The organism is Adhaeribacter radiodurans, from assembly GCF_014075995.1.
In the GTDB taxonomy this organism is placed as follows: Bacteria; Bacteroidota; Bacteroidia; order Cytophagales; family Hymenobacteraceae; genus Adhaeribacter; species Adhaeribacter radiodurans.
The window spans coordinates 2,271,106-2,289,202 of sequence record NZ_CP055153.1 but is presented as its reverse complement, the minus strand read 5'-3'; the positions used below and the strand labels follow the sequence as shown (position 1 = coordinate 2,289,202).

Annotated in this window: 12 protein-coding genes; 4 read left to right on the top strand and 8 right to left on the bottom strand. The window is 43.4% G+C overall.

Going from position 1 to position 18,097, the window contains the following annotated elements:
- The first annotated feature begins 13 nt into the window (after positions 1-13).
- The 4 genes from HUW48_RS09540 (at position 14) to HUW48_RS09525 (ending at position 6,551) form a co-directional block, all read left to right on the top strand.
- Positions 14-1,480, top strand: a complete 1,467-nt coding sequence (locus HUW48_RS09540; protein ID WP_182415447.1) for a RagB/SusD family nutrient uptake outer membrane protein — start codon at positions 14-16, stop codon at positions 1,478-1,480.
- Positions 1,481-1,582: 102 nt separating this feature from the next.
- Positions 1,583-3,043: a glycoside hydrolase family 140 protein gene (locus HUW48_RS09535; protein WP_182415446.1), complete on the top strand. Its 1,461-nt coding sequence runs from the start codon at positions 1,583-1,585 to the stop codon at positions 3,041-3,043.
- A 255-nt stretch (positions 3,044-3,298) separates the two neighbouring features.
- Entirely contained in the window at positions 3,299-4,285 is a 987-nt protein-coding gene (locus HUW48_RS09530; protein WP_182415445.1) for a hypothetical protein, read from the top strand.
- Between the two features lie 34 nt (positions 4,286-4,319).
- The gene (locus tag HUW48_RS09525) at positions 4,320-6,551 is read left to right on the top strand and encodes an outer membrane protein assembly factor BamB family protein (RefSeq protein WP_182415444.1); all 2,232 of its coding nucleotides are present in this window, start codon (positions 4,320-4,322) and stop codon (positions 6,549-6,551) included.
- A gap of 533 nt (positions 6,552-7,084) precedes the next feature.
- Here HUW48_RS09525 and HUW48_RS09520 read toward each other — a convergent pair.
- The 8 genes from HUW48_RS09520 to HUW48_RS09485 form a co-directional block, all read right to left on the bottom strand.
- A complete protein-coding gene (locus HUW48_RS09520; protein ID WP_182415443.1) occupies positions 7,085-7,252 on the bottom strand; it encodes a hypothetical protein in 168 nt (55 codons plus the stop codon).
- A 26-nt stretch (positions 7,253-7,278) separates the two neighbouring features.
- On the bottom strand, positions 7,279-7,713 hold the full coding sequence (locus HUW48_RS09515) for a nuclear transport factor 2 family protein (protein ID WP_182415442.1): 435 nt from the start codon (positions 7,711-7,713) through the stop codon (positions 7,279-7,281).
- Positions 7,714-7,892: 179 nt separating this feature from the next.
- On the bottom strand, positions 7,893-9,053 hold the full coding sequence (locus HUW48_RS09510; protein WP_182415441.1) for a mannonate dehydratase: 1,161 nt from the start codon (positions 9,051-9,053) through the stop codon (positions 7,893-7,895).
- 185 nt (positions 9,054-9,238) lie between these two features.
- Positions 9,239-10,423, bottom strand: coding sequence for a mannonate dehydratase (locus HUW48_RS09505; protein WP_220464008.1), 1,185 nt, complete (start codon positions 10,421-10,423; stop codon positions 9,239-9,241).
- A 103-nt stretch (positions 10,424-10,526) separates the two neighbouring features.
- Positions 10,527-11,663, bottom strand: coding sequence for a mannonate dehydratase (locus HUW48_RS09500; protein WP_182415440.1), 1,137 nt, complete (start codon positions 11,661-11,663; stop codon positions 10,527-10,529).
- Between the two features lie 90 nt (positions 11,664-11,753).
- Positions 11,754-13,358, bottom strand: coding sequence for a SusD/RagB family nutrient-binding outer membrane lipoprotein (locus HUW48_RS09495; RefSeq protein WP_182415439.1), 1,605 nt, complete (start codon positions 13,356-13,358; stop codon positions 11,754-11,756).
- 47 nt (positions 13,359-13,405) lie between these two features.
- Complete coding sequence (locus HUW48_RS09490; RefSeq protein ID WP_182415438.1) at positions 13,406-16,846, bottom strand: SusC/RagA family TonB-linked outer membrane protein; 3,441 nt, start codon at positions 16,844-16,846, stop codon at positions 13,406-13,408.
- 192 nt (positions 16,847-17,038) lie between these two features.
- Complete coding sequence (locus tag HUW48_RS09485; protein WP_182415437.1) at positions 17,039-18,088, bottom strand: FecR family protein; 1,050 nt, start codon at positions 18,086-18,088, stop codon at positions 17,039-17,041.
- Positions 18,089-18,097 lie beyond the last annotated feature (9 nt).

Genomic DNA, 18,097 nt, shown 5'->3' with positions numbered 1-18,097 from the left:
CTATTTAAAGGAAATGAAAAAAATAAATATATTAGTACTGGCGGTGCTGTTAGCTGCCGGTACGGGCTGCAAAGATTACCTCGACGAAGAAACCAATGGAGCTTTATTAGGTGCCCAGGCCTTAAGTTCGCAGCAAGGTTTAGAAGCCGCCTTAACCGGTGCTTACAAAGGCTGGGCAAATACCTGGGGAACTGGTTTTATTCACGCCACTGCTATTGCCGCTACCATGGGCGGCGACGATGTAACCACGCATAAAGCCAGTAACAAAGCTGATTTTCGGGAGTTCGACCAGTTTAACGTACCGGCCACGAACCAAAGAACCCAGGCTTTATACAGCGGTTGCTACAAAGCCATACAAGGAGCTAATAACGTTATTGCCAACTACAAAAACACCACCGGCGATGCCGCTACCATTAATGTTATCGTGGGCGAAGCTTACTTTGTACGGGCGGTATCCTATTATTGGCTAACCCGCTTGTACGGCAGTATTCCTTTAATTACCCAGGCCGAATTTTCGAATGAATTGTTAACCATAGGCAAAACGGCACCCGCCGAAGTATACAAGTTAATCGAAGCGGATTTGCTCGAAGCCGAAAAACTGGTACCCGATACCAAGCGCGATCCGGGTCGGCCAAATAAAGGCACCGTAAAAGCTTACTTAGCTGATGTATATTTAACCGAAGCCGGCTATCCTTTAAAGCAAACCGAAAAATATGCCTTGGCTGCCGCTAAAGCCAAAGAAGTAATCGATAATAAAGCAGTTTATGGCTTTGATTTATTGCCTACCTACGCCGCTGTTTTCGAAAACGATCCTACTAAAAACGGAACCGCCGAAACAGTATTCCAGATTTCTACTTTCCAGGGCAATGGCTCCAGTACCAACGCTAATTACGGCTGGTCAGCGATGCCGGGCGAGGAAACCGGTTGGGATGATTTCTTTGCGGAAATCAACTTCTTCAACAACTTTCCGGCCGGCCCCCGCAAAGACGTAACCTTCCGGACTACTTTTAAGAAAGCTGATGGTACTACTGTTTCGTGGGAACAAAGCCAGACCCAGCACCCGTACTACCAGAAGTACTACATAAAAGGCGAAGTGAAAAACTGGGCTTCATCGGTACCGGAATCCATGATGCGCTACGCCCACGTGTTAACCATTTACGCGGAGGCGCAAGCCCGCGCCACTGGTTCACCGGACGAACTGGCTTACACCTCTATCAACGCCATTCGTACCCGGGCCGGTCTACAACCTTTACAAGGCTTATCCGGTGAGGAGTTTGCCGCGGCAGTAGTTCAGGAACGTGCCTGGGAATTTGCCGCCGAAAGAACCCGTTGGTTTGACTTAGTGCGCTTGGAAATGGTAGAAACGGTGAACGCCAACAAACATCCCAACGATTTGCAACCCATTGGTGGCATCGCCAAGGAAGATTATGCCTTCCCGCTGCCATTCTCCGAAACTTCGGTTAATCCTAACTTAAAGTAATTTCTAGGTTAGTCGCTAATTTTTAAAAAACATAGTTATCTTGCTGGGTTTATACCTGGTTAGGTAGCTATGTTTTACTAATTTTCACTTCTACTTCTTATTATGAAGCAAAAGCTTTTTTCCCTTGCTTTTATAAGCTGTTTAATTTCCAGCGCCATTCAGGCACAAATAAAAGTAAGCCCGAATAATCAATATTTAATTACCCGGGATGGTAAACCTTTCTTTTGGTTAGGCGATACCGATTGGGAATTATTTCATCGGCTCACCCGGGAAGAAGCCGAACAATTATTAGAAATCCGGAAACAACAAGGTTTTAACGTAATCCAAGCCGTGGCATTAGCCGAGTTTAACGGCATACGGGAACCTAATCGCTACGGCGATACCCCTTTACTAAACGACGACCCTACTAAACTAGCCATAACACCGGGCAACGACCCGAACAATGCCGACCAATACGATTATTGGGATAATGTAGATTTTGTAATAAAAAAAGCGGCCGAAAAAGGCATGTATATTGGTTTGTTACCCACCTGGGGCGACAAAGTAACGCCCAAATGGGGCGATGGCCCGGTAATCTTTAATCCGGAAAACGCGCAAGTTTACGGCACTACGCTGGCAAACCGTTATAAAAATCAATGGAATATTATCTGGATTATGGGCGGCGACCGTCCAGCCAAATACAAATCAGACCGGGAAGGCCAAATGAAAGAATACGACCAGGTACCCGTGTGGCGGGCTATGGCCAAAGGTATTGAAAGTGTATTGGGCAAAGAAGCTTTCATCACCTACCATCCGGGGGGTGGCCCCAACTCTACCTCGCAGCAAATTCATCAGGAAGATTGGCTCGACATGAATTCGTTCCAGTCGGGCCACGGTTCCCGTGAAGCCGAAGCCTGGGTTTACGTTACCCGCGATTTAGCGCTTACACCTAAAAAACCGACCTTAGACATGGAGCCGTGCTACGAAGAACACCCGGTAAACCCTTGGGATGGCAAATGGACGCGGCAAAGCCGTGGTTACTTTACGGCTTACGATGTGCGCGCCCGCATTTACCGCGGCATTTTTGCCGGCGCTTGCGGCGTTACCTACGGTCACCACAGCATCTGGCAATTTGTGAACCCCAAGCTGTATAAAACCATTAACCTCGGCGACACCTTAGTAACCTGGCAACAAGCTACCAAAGCACCGGCGGCTAGGCAAATGCAATTTTTAAAAAATCTGATGTTGTCGCGGCCATATTTTACCCGCGTAGCCGACCAAAGCCTGGTTATTTCGGATAAAGGCAGCACCTACGTAGATGTAGTCACCGCCACCCGCGACGAAAAAGGCGCTTACGCCCTAGTGTATTTACCGCAGAACAAACCCGTAACGGTTGATGTATCTCGTATTACCGGTAAAACTAAAAACATTTGGTGGTATAACCCAAGCACCGGAAAAGCCACCGCCGGAAAAACGATCCAAGCAAATGATAAACAAACTTTTACTCCGCCTTCCGAAGGAAAAGATTGGGTGCTAGTAATCGATGATGCTTCTAAAAAGTTTAAAACGCCGGGCAAGCTTTAACTATTGGTTCAATGCTAGAAAACTGCACAAAATCGTTTTTTACTACTTGTATTTGAGCTTGGGTTTTCTAAAATAAATAGAACCAGGCTTTTAGAAGGAATGTTAGAAAAAAAAGTAAATGTTAACCCTGTTAGGTAAGGAAAAGCTGGTTAAAATAAAACTTTTTGTACTTTCTACAAGAACCTAAGCCTAAAAGCATTAAAGTCCGCAGTAATTTTAGTAAATTTAATATTGCTTAAAACTTAAATTAACTTCATGAAGAGATTAATCTTTATTTTTTGGGTATTTATAGGATTAACCAGTTTTGTGTTGGTGGCCGATTTTCCGGAAGCTGAAATCAAAAACGAATCCATTAAAGCCAAACTGTACCTACCAGATGCCCAGCAAGGATATTACCGGGGAACCCGTTTCGACTGGTCCGGACTTATTCCCAGTTTGGAGTATCAAGGCCATCAATACTTTGGTCAATGGTTTGAAAATTACGACCCTAAAGTGCATGAGTCTGCCACTGGCCCAGTTGAAGAGTTTACCGTTTTAGGTTACGACGAAGCCAAAACAGGCGACACTTTTCTTAAAATTGGAGTAGGTACCTTGCGTAAACCTGATGACACTAAATATTCCTTTGCCAAATACTACGACATCGTGGATCCGGGAAAATGGACAGTAAAAACGAAATCGGATCGGGTAGAATTTACGCACGAATTAAAAGATGCAGCCGGTTATTCTTATATCTACCGCAAAGTAGTGCGACTGGTAAAAGGTAAACCTCAACTTGTATTAGAACACAGCCTTAAAAACACCGGTAAAAAAGCCATCTCTACCAGCGTTTACAATCATAATTTCTTTACCATCGACAAACAACCTACAGGTCCGGCTATTGAAATTAAATTTCCTTTTAATGTGCAGGCTACCGGAAAAGGCTTCGGCGATGTGGTAATGGCAAGTAATAATAAAATTACCTATACCCGGGCTTTAAACAAAGGCGAAAGTGTGTTTAGCAGTGGTTTACAAGGTTTTTCGGCCAACGTGAAGGATTACGATTTTAAAATTGAAAACCGCGAAACTGGCGCCGGTGTACGCATTACCAGCGATCAGCTTTTAGAAAAAATAGTGTATTGGGCGTGTGCTACTACGTCTTGTCCCGAACCTTACATTAAAATACAGGCCGAACCCGGAAAAGAAACTACCTGGAAAATCTTTTATGATTTTTATACTTTTCCTAAAACAGCCTCAGCAAAATAATTTACTAATATTTCTCAAATCTGCTTACTAATAAATGAATTACCCTTTAAAATCCTTGACAGTAGGCCTACTGCTATTGGGAAGCTGTGTCCAATCTGGTCGGGAAACTGGTTCCAAATCAACTATAAAAAACGAAGACTGGACTTCCTATGGTGGCAACAAAGCAGGAAACCGGTACTCGCCCTTAACGCAAATTAACACCAGCAACGTCCAGAATTTAAAATTGGCCTGGTCCTACGATACCGGGGATAACAATAATCCCAAAGAACGAGGTATAGATATTCAATGTCAGCCCATTGTGGTAAATGGCATTTTGTACGGCACTACTCCTCGTATGAAGCTTTTTGCCGTAAGAGCCAATACTGGTGAACAAATCTGGCAGTTTAATCCCTTCTCCGATCCCAGTAAAAAGCCAAGGTTCCATGCCATCCGGGGGGTTGCGTACTGGGAAGACGGTGATGATAAACGAATTCTTTATTCCGTAGGATCTTCGCTGTATGCTATCAATGCTTTAACGGGCGAAAAAGTACCCGGTTTTGGCACCAACGGCGAAGTAGACTTGCACGAAGGCTTAGGCGATAGGGAAGTTTTTGGCCACGATGTAACCAAACTTTCGGTGGATATGACTACACCGGGCGTGGTGTATAAAGATTTTTTAATTGTAGGTTCCCGGGTATCGGAATACGGCGATGCGGCTCCTGGTTATATTCGGTCTTTTAACATTCGATCGGGTAAACTCGAATGGGTGTTTCATACTATTCCTCGTCCGGGTGAGTACGGTTACGAAACCTGGCCTAAAGACGCTTACAAAAATATGGGCGGCGCCAATGCTTGGAGCGGCTTAGTAGTAGACGAGAAACGGGGAATTGTGTATACCGGAACTGGTTCGGCGGCGGTAGATTTTTATGGTGGAGCCCGGAAAGGAGAAAACTTATTTGCTAATTCGGTGCTGGCGTTAAACGCCGAAACCGGCAAACGAGTATGGCACTTTCAAACGCAGCACCACGACCTCTGGGACCGCGACCTGCCCTGCCCACCTAATTTAATGACGGTAAAACATAATGGTAAATTAGTAGATGCGGTGGTACAAGCTACTAAAGACGGATTAATTTTTGTTTTTGATCGGGATACCGGTACACCTCTATTTCCGGTTAAGGAAGTACCCGTACCTACTTCACCAGCTTTACCCGGCGAACATCCCTGGCCTACGCAACCTATACCTACTAAACCTGCTCCATTTGCTAGGCAAGAATTAACCGAAGCCGATATTACTGATCGTACTCCGGAAGCGCACGCTTACGTTTCAGACAGATTTAAAAACAGCCTGCACGGTAGCAAATACATGCCGCCCAGCATAGAAGGCACCTTGTTTTTTGGATTTGGGGGAGGTGCCGAATGGGGAGGGAATGCCGCCGACCCGAATGGTATTTTATACCAGAACTCCAACGAAATGCTATGGTGGCTGAAAATGCGTGATATGCGCGACCAAAACAAAGGCGTGGTTTCGAAAGGAAAATCTTTATTTAACAGTACTTGTGCGGTATGCCATGGCGTAGATGGAAAAGGCAGCGGCGGTGGAGATCAAGCCCAGGCTTATCCTGTTTTAACCGATGTAGGTAAGCGCTTAACCAAAGAACAGATTGCTGCCACAATCCGGACTGGCCGGGGTCGGATGCCTTCTTTCCAGCATATTCCGGAAGAAGATCGGGAAGCTATTATTAATTTCTTGTTAAATACTGAGGCGAAAACCACACCAACTGCCGGTGCCTCAGCCAGCACTGATTTTCACAACCAAGGGCCTTCTGCTACTGCCAATGATAATTCAGGATTTCCGTACGTACCTCCTTTCCTCAACAATGGTTATACCCAGTTCCGCGACCAGGATAAATACCCGGCCGTTAAACCACCTTGGGGTACTTTAAATGCCATTGATTTAAATACCGGCGAGTATTTATGGCGGGTACCACTGGGCGAGTATCCAGAGCTATCTAAAAAAGGCATACCGCCAACCGGTACTGAGAACCATGGTGGCCCCGTTGTAACGGCCGGTGGTCTTATTTTTATTGCCGCCACGTACGACGAAAAACTCCGCGCTTTCGACAAAAAGACCGGCAATGTGGTATGGGAATACAAATTACCCGCTGGTGGTTTTGCCACTCCGATTACCTATATGGTAGATGGTAAACAATACGTAGCCATTGCTGCCGGTGGCACCCGCTACGGCTTAAAACCAGGCGGAACTTACGTTGCTTTTGCCTTACCTTAAATCTGCTTGCCTACTTTATTAAAAGTTAATTTTAAAACAGAAAAAGTAAATCTCAACAAAAAGCCCTGTAGTTGTGGAACTACGGGGCTTTTTTTACAAGTATATTCTGGTTTATAATAAACCTTATTCTTAACCTTCCTTAAAAGCAGCTTAGAGTTCCTTCTAACAGTACTTAACTAAAAAGAAGTGCTTAACGATATATAGTACCTCATTCGACTTTACTTTCTTATGGCTCCTAACTATCACACTTTATGGTTGCAGAATTACTTTTGTGCTTTTCTCATCAAGAAAAGACAGTTCCTAATTACCGGGAAGTTGATTAGTGGTCTAAGTGATTGAATAAAGATGTGTAGAAAGGCACGGAAGTAACTTCCGCGCCATTGGAACATTATAACTTATATGTCATCGCCATTTCAATTTAGTTTAAGTAAATTCCACAAAAAAGGCAGGCATTTATAAAATAGCCTGCCTTTTTATTTTCAAAAAGTATATTCCGATTTTCAGCTTAAATTCAAGAAACCTCAACTGTTTGGCTATGGAGCACCTGCTAGGCTTCCGGTGCGTAGCATTTCGCGGACGCAGTCGAGGAAAGGAAAGATAGCGAGCGCGAAAGAGTCAAAAGAAGCCCGCCGGCCATGAGGCAAACTGGTTACGGTTAAAGTAAGATAGCTCCGCTGAATGGTGACTTGAAAAGTCTCCACAGATAAACAGATTATAGCTTATAAAACTAAACCAGTTTAAAAGCTTGACGGGCAACTAACTTCCATTTACCTTGCTCTTTTTGCCAAACTAATAATACGCCTAATTTGGTACTACCAGGAGTACCGCCATTGTTGGTTTGAGCGGAAAAATTATGCCGCACAATCGCAGTATTTTTGTTCAGGAGTTTAATGGTTTGATCTGTTACATCCATGGTCACAAAATCATTTTCCCCACTAGCCAACACCTGAATAAAAGTAGCTTTATCTTCTAATTTACCGTTGGAGTGACCATAAGATAAATTAGCGGAAGTAACCTGGTCTAATAAATCTTTATCCCCGTCCAGCATTCCCTTTCTCAGGTTAGCAACAGCTTCGGCAACGGCTTTTTCGTTTTTAGACTGGGCTTGTACACTAAATGAAATTACTAAAAAGGTAAAGAGTAAATAAAAACTTTTTTTCATGTTTAACTTTTAAATTAAAAAATGTAGGACTTAAATAAGTTAAATTTCTTTAAAATTTAAAATACTACCGGTCTTTAAAAATTACCAGAGAGCTTTTTAGGCAAATCTAATCGATTCAACTACCTCTATACAGGTATAATGCGTCATTGATTTTTTCCTGAAAAAACTCCCCATTATAGTTACGATTTTCTCGCGTTTTTGCTTACGGCTTCCATTAATCCGCGCATGTAACCAATGGCAAACAGGTTTCCTAAGGTCATATAGCCCGGTCGGGTATTTTCTTCACCGGCCATGGTCGGAACGTGGTCTGGCCGAATAGCACCTTTAAAATTAATTTCGTAATAAGCTTTCATCGCTTCGTACATATCAATCTGGCCTTCGTCGTGGAAAGTTTCGGTGAATTTGGTGCTGGGCAACACCCCACTTAAATCCTGCACATTCCGGAAATGCACAAAGTGAATCTTACCGGCTTTACCCCACCGTCTAATTAAAGAAGGAATATCTTTACCCATTAAAGCAAAATTTCCTTGGCACATTGTTATACCATTAAAATCGCTCGGCATAATTTTTAACATACGGTCAAAGTTTTCCACGGTATTCATAATCCGGGAAATTCCCTGGATGCTATGCACCTGCGGATCATCGGGGTGCAAGGCTAGTTTCATTTCAATTTTTTCGGCTTCGGGTACCACGGCTTTCAGGAAGTATTCCAGATTCTTCCACATGGTTTCTTTGGTTACTTCGCCGTATTTAGTAAGTGGTTTATTTTTAATATCGTTGTAATCAAAGGCAGTTACCAAAGCACCACCGCGGGCCGGCCGGTCCATTTGTGTACGGGCCCAGCTAATTACCGGCATCCAGTTGTAGCAAATTACATCTACGCCAGCTTTTTTTAAATTTTTCATGAAGGTGATGAAGTTAGAAATTTCTTCATCGCGGCCTTCCAAGCCTAATTTAGTTTTTTCTCCGAGTGAAGGCGGGCCTTCTACCACGTTATAATTTAAACCTACTTTTTTCCAGGCTTCTTTTACGCCGGCAATAGCCTTATACTCCCAGGGTTTTACATCGGTTAATCCAGTAATGCGGGTATCAATACCGGCAACTGCGCCTAAAGCATCCATTTGTTTCGCCAATTCTATTAATTGTTTATTGGCGTCAATCCCAGCAAAATAGGCCGTACTCATTTCCATACCCGCATCTTTTACCATAGATTTTAAAGCGGAATTTGCTTTTTTAGCAGAGGTCAGAGCTTGGGAAGTAACAGGGTTTATTCCTCCCAAAGATAAAGCGGCTGCCAGGGAGGCACTTTTTTTTATAAAGTCCCGACGATTGTCTTTCATTACTAAATTTAATTTAAAATGATTATTTGAATAAGTATGAGGCGTTTGTTAACCGGGAAAATAGTGAAAAGAAATCTGGCTGATAGATTTTGTGCAATAAGGATTCAAATTCTACAATTTTCATTTGTTAATCCCGCATTTTACAAAAAAACGGGAAATTAATCAACCTCCTTCTTTTCTTAAAATCAAACATTTACTCCGGTTTCTTTTAACGAAACCACGGCTTGCATCATGGCTTTGGTATAAGCTACATTGTAGGCTTGAGCGGCGTATCCGCCGCCACCGGGATACATATTTTTAATTCCTCCCGGGTGCTCTTTATCGTAATCCAAGGCGCGCGGATGTTCGGGATAAATACCAAATTTGTACCCTTGTTTAAAAATCTCCTGCATTACCGCAAACATATTTACCTGGCCCTCATCAAAGAAAACTTCGGAGTATTTTACATAGGGCTTTTCTACGGTTACATTGCGGTAGTGAATGTGATTAATCCGGTCGCGCGAACCCATATAGCGGAGAACTTCTACGGGGTCTTCGCCCATTTCGCGGGTTACGCCACAGTCGTACGTCATACCGTTGGAAGGGCTATCTACAATTTGAAGCAGGCGCTGCCAATCTTTATAAGTAGCCATTATTTGCGCATGGCCATGACTAACCGGAATGGGGGGATCGTTGGGGTGCAGCGCCATCCGAACGCCCGCTTTTTCAGCTACCGGAATCACTGCTTTTAAAAAATACGTTAAATTATTCCAGAGCATTTCGGCGGTTTGCGGAGTGCCAAGTTTTGGATCGGTGGGTAAATTTTTGCCTTTTTCGTAATCAAAACTGGTGTTACCAGCTCCTCCACGCGTTTTTTCTTCGTAATAACCTTCCATGAGCCGGTGGGCGTAAAAGTTATACTCCACTACTGGTAAACCCGCTTGACCGGCTGCCACTAACGAGTCTTGTATTTTTTTAATTTCCTCATCTCTTCCTTCCCGGCCATAAATGGTATGCGGGTGTTCCCCGATTATCATGTTTATCACCGTTAAACCTTCGGCTTTAAAGCGGTCCATAATTTCCCTGAGGCTTTCAACGGTCCAGGGAATGCGTGGCCCGCCCATTAGCACGTAATCCACTCCAAGTTGTTTAATCTGGCGCATTTCGGCAACCGAAGCATTGCTCCCAACGCCAAGGGTTAGCCGGGGCATGTTTTCTCCTATTTTAATGGGCCATTCGGCACCTTTAGCGGTATTTGCCCCGCCAGTACGAACAGCGGTTGCATTTTCGGAGGTCTCATTTCCGGAAGAATTGCAGGCATTTAAACCGACAACGGAAAGAGCAGCTAAAGCAGTACTTTTTTTTAAAAATTCACGACGGTTATCTTTCATGTTTAATCAAAATTTGGGTGGAAGATGGAAGAAAGTTAAATACCGAATGCTCCAGGATAAAGCACCCGGTATTCTCTGGATTAAAGCAGATGAAGCAGATAAATTAAGCTTTGGCGTTTGCCTTAGCAATAGATTCGGCCAAGCCACGCATGTAGCCGATGGCGTACAAGGTACCTAAATTCATGTAGCCGGGGCGGGTATTTTCTTCGCCGTGCATGGTAGGAACATGGTCCGGCCGAATAGTACCTTTAAAGCCAATATCGTAATAAGCTTGCATGGCGGCGTGCATATCAATCTGGCCTTCGTCGTGGAAAGTTTCGGTGAATTTAGTACTGGGCAGAACGCCACTTAAATCCTGCACATTCCGGAAGTGCACAAAATTAATTTTACCAGCTTTGCCCCATCTTCTAATCAGGGCCGGAATATCGGTTCCCATTAAAGAAAAATTACCCTGGCACATGGTTAGGCCACTGTATTTACTGGGCACCAACTTAAGCATGCGGTCGAAATTCTCAACGGTGTTCATAATCCGGGAAATGCCCTGAATACTATGAACCTGTGGATCATCGGGGTGCAACGACAAATTCATACCTATTTTCTCGGCCTCAGGCACAACGGCTTTCAGGAAATACTCTAAATTCTTCCACATAGCTTCTTTCGAAACCTCACCGTATTTAGTAAGTGGTTTATTTTTAATATCGTCGTTATCGAAAGAAGTTACCAAAGCACCTCCCCTGCCCGGCCGGTCCATGGTAGTGCGCGCCCAGCTAATTACCGGCATCCAGTTGTAGCAAATCACATCCACGCCGCCGTATTGCTTCAGGTTTTTCATAAAGGTGATGAAGTTGGCTATTTCTTCATCCCGCCCTGATAATGCTAATTTGGTTTGCTCACCCAAGGATGGTGGCCCTTCTACCACAGTCCATTTTATTCCTTCTTTATCCCAGGCTGCTTTGGTAGCTTTAATGGCTTCCGGTTCCCAGGGTTTAAGATTAGCTGTTTTTATTATTCCGGAAACAGCGTGCCGTACATCTATTTGCTTGGCAAAAGGTACGCGCGGAGAATCGGGGCTCATAGCCAAGGCAAATTTTAAACCTGCATCCCGGGCAAAGGCTTTAAGTTTATTTGGTTTTTCTTTAGAGATCAAATGGTTAGCCATAGCTGACGTAGTTCCACCTATTGACAAGGCAGCAGCTAAAGAGGCACTTTTCTTAATAAAATTTCGGCGGTTATCTTGCATGTTTTTACTTTTTTAATTTGATGATGAACAGCGAATATTTTTTACTCTAAGGGAAAGGCCATCCACTGTATGGATGGCCTTTCAACTGCCTTATTCTTTATCCCACCAAACCCGGGTGGTATATAAATCTGGTCCTTGGTTTTTAATAGCATTTTCTACGCTGGCGGCATTTAACGATTTCTCTTCGAAAGAATACATCAGGCGTCTAAGCGGAGTACCACCGGTGGCATTCAAGGCATAGTTAATAGGCTGCAAGGCCGGAACACCAGTACGGCGCCAGTTCGACCAGGCTTCAAAAAAGTCCAGGTACATGTAATGCGCCAAATAAAACTGCGTATGAATTTGCGTCATCATTTCTTCCATGCTGCCGGTTAAAGGATGCGAGGCAATGTAGGTATCAATTTCTTCGGGAGTAATGGCAACGTTGGCTACGCCGCTGTTCGGATATAAAGTTGACGACTCCATATTGGCCCGAATGGCCTTATGATAATGTTCTTGTGGTACCCCGGTTTCCCAGCCGCGCAAAGCGGCTTCGGCCAATAAAAATTCTACTTCCGAGTAACTCAGAATTATAGTTGGGGCGGAAAAATTAGCCACGGTAGCCGTATTAGGTTCAGAATACTCGCGCAATAACTCGTTTTTCCAGCCAGGTATTACGGTACCAATGGTATTCGGGTCGTAGCCGTTGGGTAAGGCCTTTTGCAGTTCAGTTGTAGTAGTTTGCGAAATTACCTGCCCTTGTTTTGCATCGATATTGCCTTCCCACAAAGTCATGTAAAACGGAATGCGGGGATCTTGATTGGCTTGCAGCAAATCCAGGAAGGTTTTACCCATTTTTACTAAGCCTAAGCCTTGGTTTCCTTCGGGTAAGCTTTCTCTTTTTAATTCGCGGGCATCCCAGTTCCAGGTATTTTCATTAGCTGAAATATGCGCCAGTTTGGCTAAATCAGCATTGCTTTGCATCACGCCCCCGGCAATGGCTTTCTGCGCCCAGGTTTGCGCCAGAGTGGGATCTACTTTAGTTAAGCGCATTGCCAAACGCAACATTAAAGAATAGCCAAACGCTTTCCACTTCGGAACACTGCCGGAATAAATAACATCGGCGGCTCCAAAAGAAGCTTTTGCCGGATCCATCTGGTTTAAAGCCGCTTCCAGATCTTGCAGCATCCAAGGGTAAATCTCCGATTGTTTATCGTAAGCAGGTTTGTAAATTCCTTCGGGAGCACCTGCGGCTTGTTTATAAGGTACATCGCCGTACGCATCGGTGACCCGGTGCAAGGCATACACTTTCCAGATTTTAGCAATGGCATTTTGATTTACTAATTCCGGATTGGCTTCTGTTTCCCGGATTACAATCATTAACTCCCGCAAATGCGAAGTATAAACCGTTTCGAAGAAATTACCCGTTTGAGCGTTTACAATGCCTTTTTCGCCGTACCAGAAGTTTTGCAGCGTGGCATGATACTGCATAATGCCCGACGCATATTTAATATTAGTCCGGTTTCGGTCGGCGGTACCGGTTCCTACGGTGCGGATAATACTATTAGTAAACAAAGGCTCAATAGACGGCTCAGTAAAGGAGTTTGGGTTAATGTTCATTTCTTCAAAACCTTTATCGCAGGAGGTTAAAATGAAAACTGCTAAAAAGCCGGTCCGGAATGTAAAGGCAGCTATTTTACGTTTTATATTATTCATCTTATTCTAATTCTTTTAGGATTAAACACTTTTACCTTTATCTGTATTTATAATCGCACGCTCAAATTAAAGCCATAAGTGCGGGTAGAAGGCAAACCAAAATTCTCCAAACCCTGGGCGTTGCCGCTGCTGTAATTTGATTCGGGATCGATGTTTTTAGTAGTGCGGTACAGAATAAGCAGGTTTCGGCCCACAAAGGAAATATTAGCCGATTGGAAAGGAGTTTTGGCCAATAGTTTAGAAGGCAAGGTGTAGCCAATGTTAAATGAACGAAGCTTTATAAAATCGGCTTTTTCAACAAACTCACTGGTTATAGTGTTCCAGATGCCTTTGTAATACGTTTCGGCCGGTACGTTTTTGGTGAAGGCTTCGCCTTTTTCGTTTACTCCGGTTACGGTTACGCCGTTTTCTCTTACATTATTTTCAACGGTCCGTTTATCTAAACCAAACTGGGTACCATAGGCGCTGGTAGCTGAATAAATACTGCCGCCCCAACGGCTATCGAGCAAAAAGCTTAAGTTGAAGTTTTTAAAGCTGAAATCGTTATTTAAACCTAAGGCTAAAGGTGGCACTCCTTTTCCTAGAGGTACAACTGAGCTGGCAATAGGTATACCATTGGAGCTGTTGTAAATTATCTGGCCGTTGGCATCGCGGGAATAGGTACTACCGGCAATCTGGCCGAAAGGCTGTCCCTGGTAGTGGGTAATCCAACCGTTTTCGGTACGGGTAGTAGCACCGGGTAAGCGCAAGCTGGTTAACCCTAATTCAGGCGCAATACTAATTACTTCATTCTTATTATAAGCCGTATTTAAAGCCATATTCCAGGATAAACCGCTTTCGCTGGCAATCGGAGAACCACTTAACATTAACTCAATGCCCCGGTTTTTCATTTTACCCACGTTTAAAGCTACTGCCGTATAGCCACTGGATTGCGGCAAGGTAGCATTCACAATATCGTTGGTGGTAGTGCGGTCATAAAGAGTTACATCTATTCCTAAGCGATTATTTAAAACTTTGGTCTCAATACCTAGCTCAGTGGTAGTAGAGGTATAAGGAGTTAATAAAGTAGGCAAAGTGGCACTGGTCACGTTCATTAAAGTTTGCCCTAAATGCTGCTGCGACTGCGCCGAAAAAGTTTGGGTAATAGCGTAGGCATTAGGTGCGCCACCCCCTACTTGCGCCCAGGAAGTCCGGATTTTAGCATAATCCAGCCAGCCCGGTTTTGTAGCCCAGGCATCGGATGCTACAAAACTTAAACCTACCGATGGGTAGAACAAGCTGTTATTTTCAGGATCTAAAGTAGAGAACCAATCGTTACGACCAGTTAAGGTGAGATATAAGTAATTATTAAAATCAATATCCGCCGAGGCGAACAAAGAATTAATTCCTAACTCACTATAGTTGATACCAAAATTCTGGCTTCTACCATTCGCGATAAAGTATTGGTAAGGTCGGTTAAACTGACCGCTGGAAAGGCTAACCCCATCAAAGGTGTTGCGCATTTGGTTACCGCCGGCAAAAACATTAATCGAAAAAGCGCCTATATCTTTGCGATAGCCAATGGTACCTTCCAGGTTAGTTTCAGATTGTACACTTTGGTCGGTAGTCATGGAGCCGGGCTGGTTAAAGGCAAGTCCGGTAGGTTGAATAGCGTAACCATCGAAGTTTACCTGATCTATTCCAAAGCGGGCCCGCACGTAAAGCGCATCGGTAATGTTGTAAGTAGTATTAAAAGAACCGATAAAGCGTTTTTTAGTGTCGCCGTTTTGTACTTTGTTAATGGCAAAGTAAGGATTAGTAGCATATTCGTAATCGCTCCATTTAAACTCATTTCCGTTAGGTAAGTAACCCGGCGATAAAGATTCAATGGGAATATTGGTGGCCAGTAATTGAGCTCCGGTATTAGGGTTTTGCTGAAAATCGGCTAAATAGGTGCGGTTTTTTACATTTTCAATGTTGTACTGGGCATTTCCTTCGAACACTATTTTCTTAGCCAGGGTAGCGCTGGCACTTAGGTTAAAGGTTTTAATGTTCATAGTGTTATGCGGCACAATGGCTTTGTTATCCAGGTTGGAGGCCGAGAACCGGAAGCGGGCAAGTTCATTACCGCCGGTTAAAGCCAGGGTATTCACGAAGTTAGTACCGGTTTGGTAGAAATTTTTAAAATTATTTTTTTGCGCCGAGTAAGGCCGGGTTTGACCATCCGGCTGGACAACCGGCGAACCATCTAAGCGGGCTCCCCACGACATGCGGCCATTGGCAATGGCTTGCGCCTCGGTAGTAGGTGCTGCTCCCAACGAACCAGAACCATATTCATATTGCCAGTCGAGTAAATTTATGGCTTGCTGCAAGGTATAATTGGTGTTGTATTCTACCCCAATGCCTTTTTGCGCTTTACCCGATTTAGTAGTAATTAAAATTACCCCGTTAGCTGCCCGGGCACCGTACAAAGCGGCCGCCGTACCTCCTTTTAACACCGAAATACTTTCAATATCGTCGGGGTTGATGCTAGCTAAACCATCGCCTCGGTCTACGCCGCCAAAAGTACCCGCCGAACCTTGATTGTTATTGGTAATAGGCATACCGTTTACCACGTACAAGGGCTGGTTTTCCCCGTTTAAAGACCCATTACCGCGAATAACAATGCGGCTCGAACTGCCCGGTCCTCCTGAAGTACCTGAAGAAGTTACGCCTGCTACCCGACCGGCTAAAGCATTACCCACGTTAATTTCGCGGGCCTGAGTTAATTTTTCACCTCCTACTTCCGATACAGCATAGGTTAAAGCTTTCTTTTCGCGCTTAATACCTAAGGCCGTTACCACTACTTCGTCTAAAGTTTTAGTGTCATCGAGCAGGGTAACGTTAATGGAAGCGCTACCACTAAAAGCTACTTCTTTAGTAGTATACCCAATAAAAGAAAAAACCAGCGTACCATTATCGGCAGGTGCGGTAATGGTATAAGAACCATCGGCGCCGGAAGCAGTACCAGTGGTGGTTCCTTTTACTAAAACTGTTACGCCCGGTAACGGCTCACCATTTGACGAGGTAATTTTACCGGTAATAGTAGAAGCAAGTAGCGTTTTTTTGTTTGTAGCCAGAACGGTATTATTATCAGCAAGGGGAATGGCCTGGCTCATTCTAAACCGTTTGAGTACTATCTCACCGCCCACCGGTTCAAAATCTATCCGTAATGGGGTAAGTAAATCGGTTAGCACCTGGGCTAATTTTCTATCGGAAGCATCTATCGAAACTTTGCGGGAGGCATCAATCATTTGAGTACTGTAAATAAAATGAATTCCGCTGCGGTCTTCAATTTCTCTTAATACTACACTTAACTCGGTATTTTGAAATTTTAGCGTAATGGGTTGGTTTAAGGCTGATTTGGCTTTATTTTCTTCAGCGTAAGAATTACTGCCAAGTAGCAATAGTAAGACAGAAAAAAAAGTAAATTTTAGCCAAAGCCTTTGTTTGCAGGGTATAATTTCCATAGGTGAATAAGTTTTATATTTGATTCAGATAAAATCAATAGAGGAAAGGCAACAACATTCCAGGCATCTAACAGATGCTAGGGCAAACAACTAAAAGAAATAGGTTAAAACCCGGGCATTTAACCTATTGTGGAGAAGCAGTATTTATTTAAATCAAGGGCATTTCGATTTTAAGAAATATTATTTGTTTTGTTATAAACTGCATCCGTTTCCAAAAATTATAAATTTATCATGATCTGCTTTATAATTAGCCCCGATAGATTTACAAATCATTTCGAGTTTTACTTCTAAAGGCTGATCGTAAAAGTAAGCGGTTAAGGTGCAACTTTTTAGCTGCGGATTTTGCATCCGGATGGCCACTTTATGCTGGTCTTCCAATTTAGTAATTATTTCAGCTAAGGGCGTTTCTTTAAAAATTAATTGCGATTTGATGATCTGTTTCGTCCAGTAATCAGCCGCCAATTTACTTTTTAATAAATTTTTGGATTTAGTATTTAACCGGGAACTTTCATTGGGCAACAAGTATGTTTTTTCTTTCGTCGGCTCTAAAAAGTTAAAAAAACCAGGTAAACTTTGCTTTGTTGGCGTAACAGCCACTTCGCCGGAGCGTACTAGAACGCTAGCTTCTTGCTTTTTCGAATTAAAATCTACTTCAAAGCTGGTTCCTAAAACCTGTACGTCAACGGCCTCTCCTTTTACCAGAAAAGGATGCTGTGGATCGCGGGCTACATCCAGAAATGCTTTTCCATTTAACATAATATTTCGACTAGCACCCTTAAATCTTTTAGGATATTTAATTTCGGCGAGCGGCTCCAACCAAACCAAAGTACCATCGCTTAAAGTTACTCTTAAGGTGGAGGTTGTTTTATTTTGCTGCGAAACATAGGCCAATGAGCTTTTAGATAAATCTGTTAAATAAGAAACCGTGTACCATTGGTAAGCAATACAAAAGAAAACCAGCATTGCCCCTACCCACGCCAAAGCTTTTCTCCGCTTTTTTTGAGTGGATTTAAATTTATTTCTGACTCCCCGGTAACTTGTTTTTTGAATCCGGGAATTTAATTCTATCCAATTGTTAAGCTTTTGATTTTCCATGTCTTCATCTTTATTAAAAGAAGAAGACTGTTCAAAATTTAACTGGTTGTACCATTCTGTAATGTAACTTTCTTCCTCGGGGGTAGCCTTGCCTGCTAAATACTTTTTTAAAAGCTTAGCCAGCCTTTCTTGTTCATTCAAATTCATGTAAATATT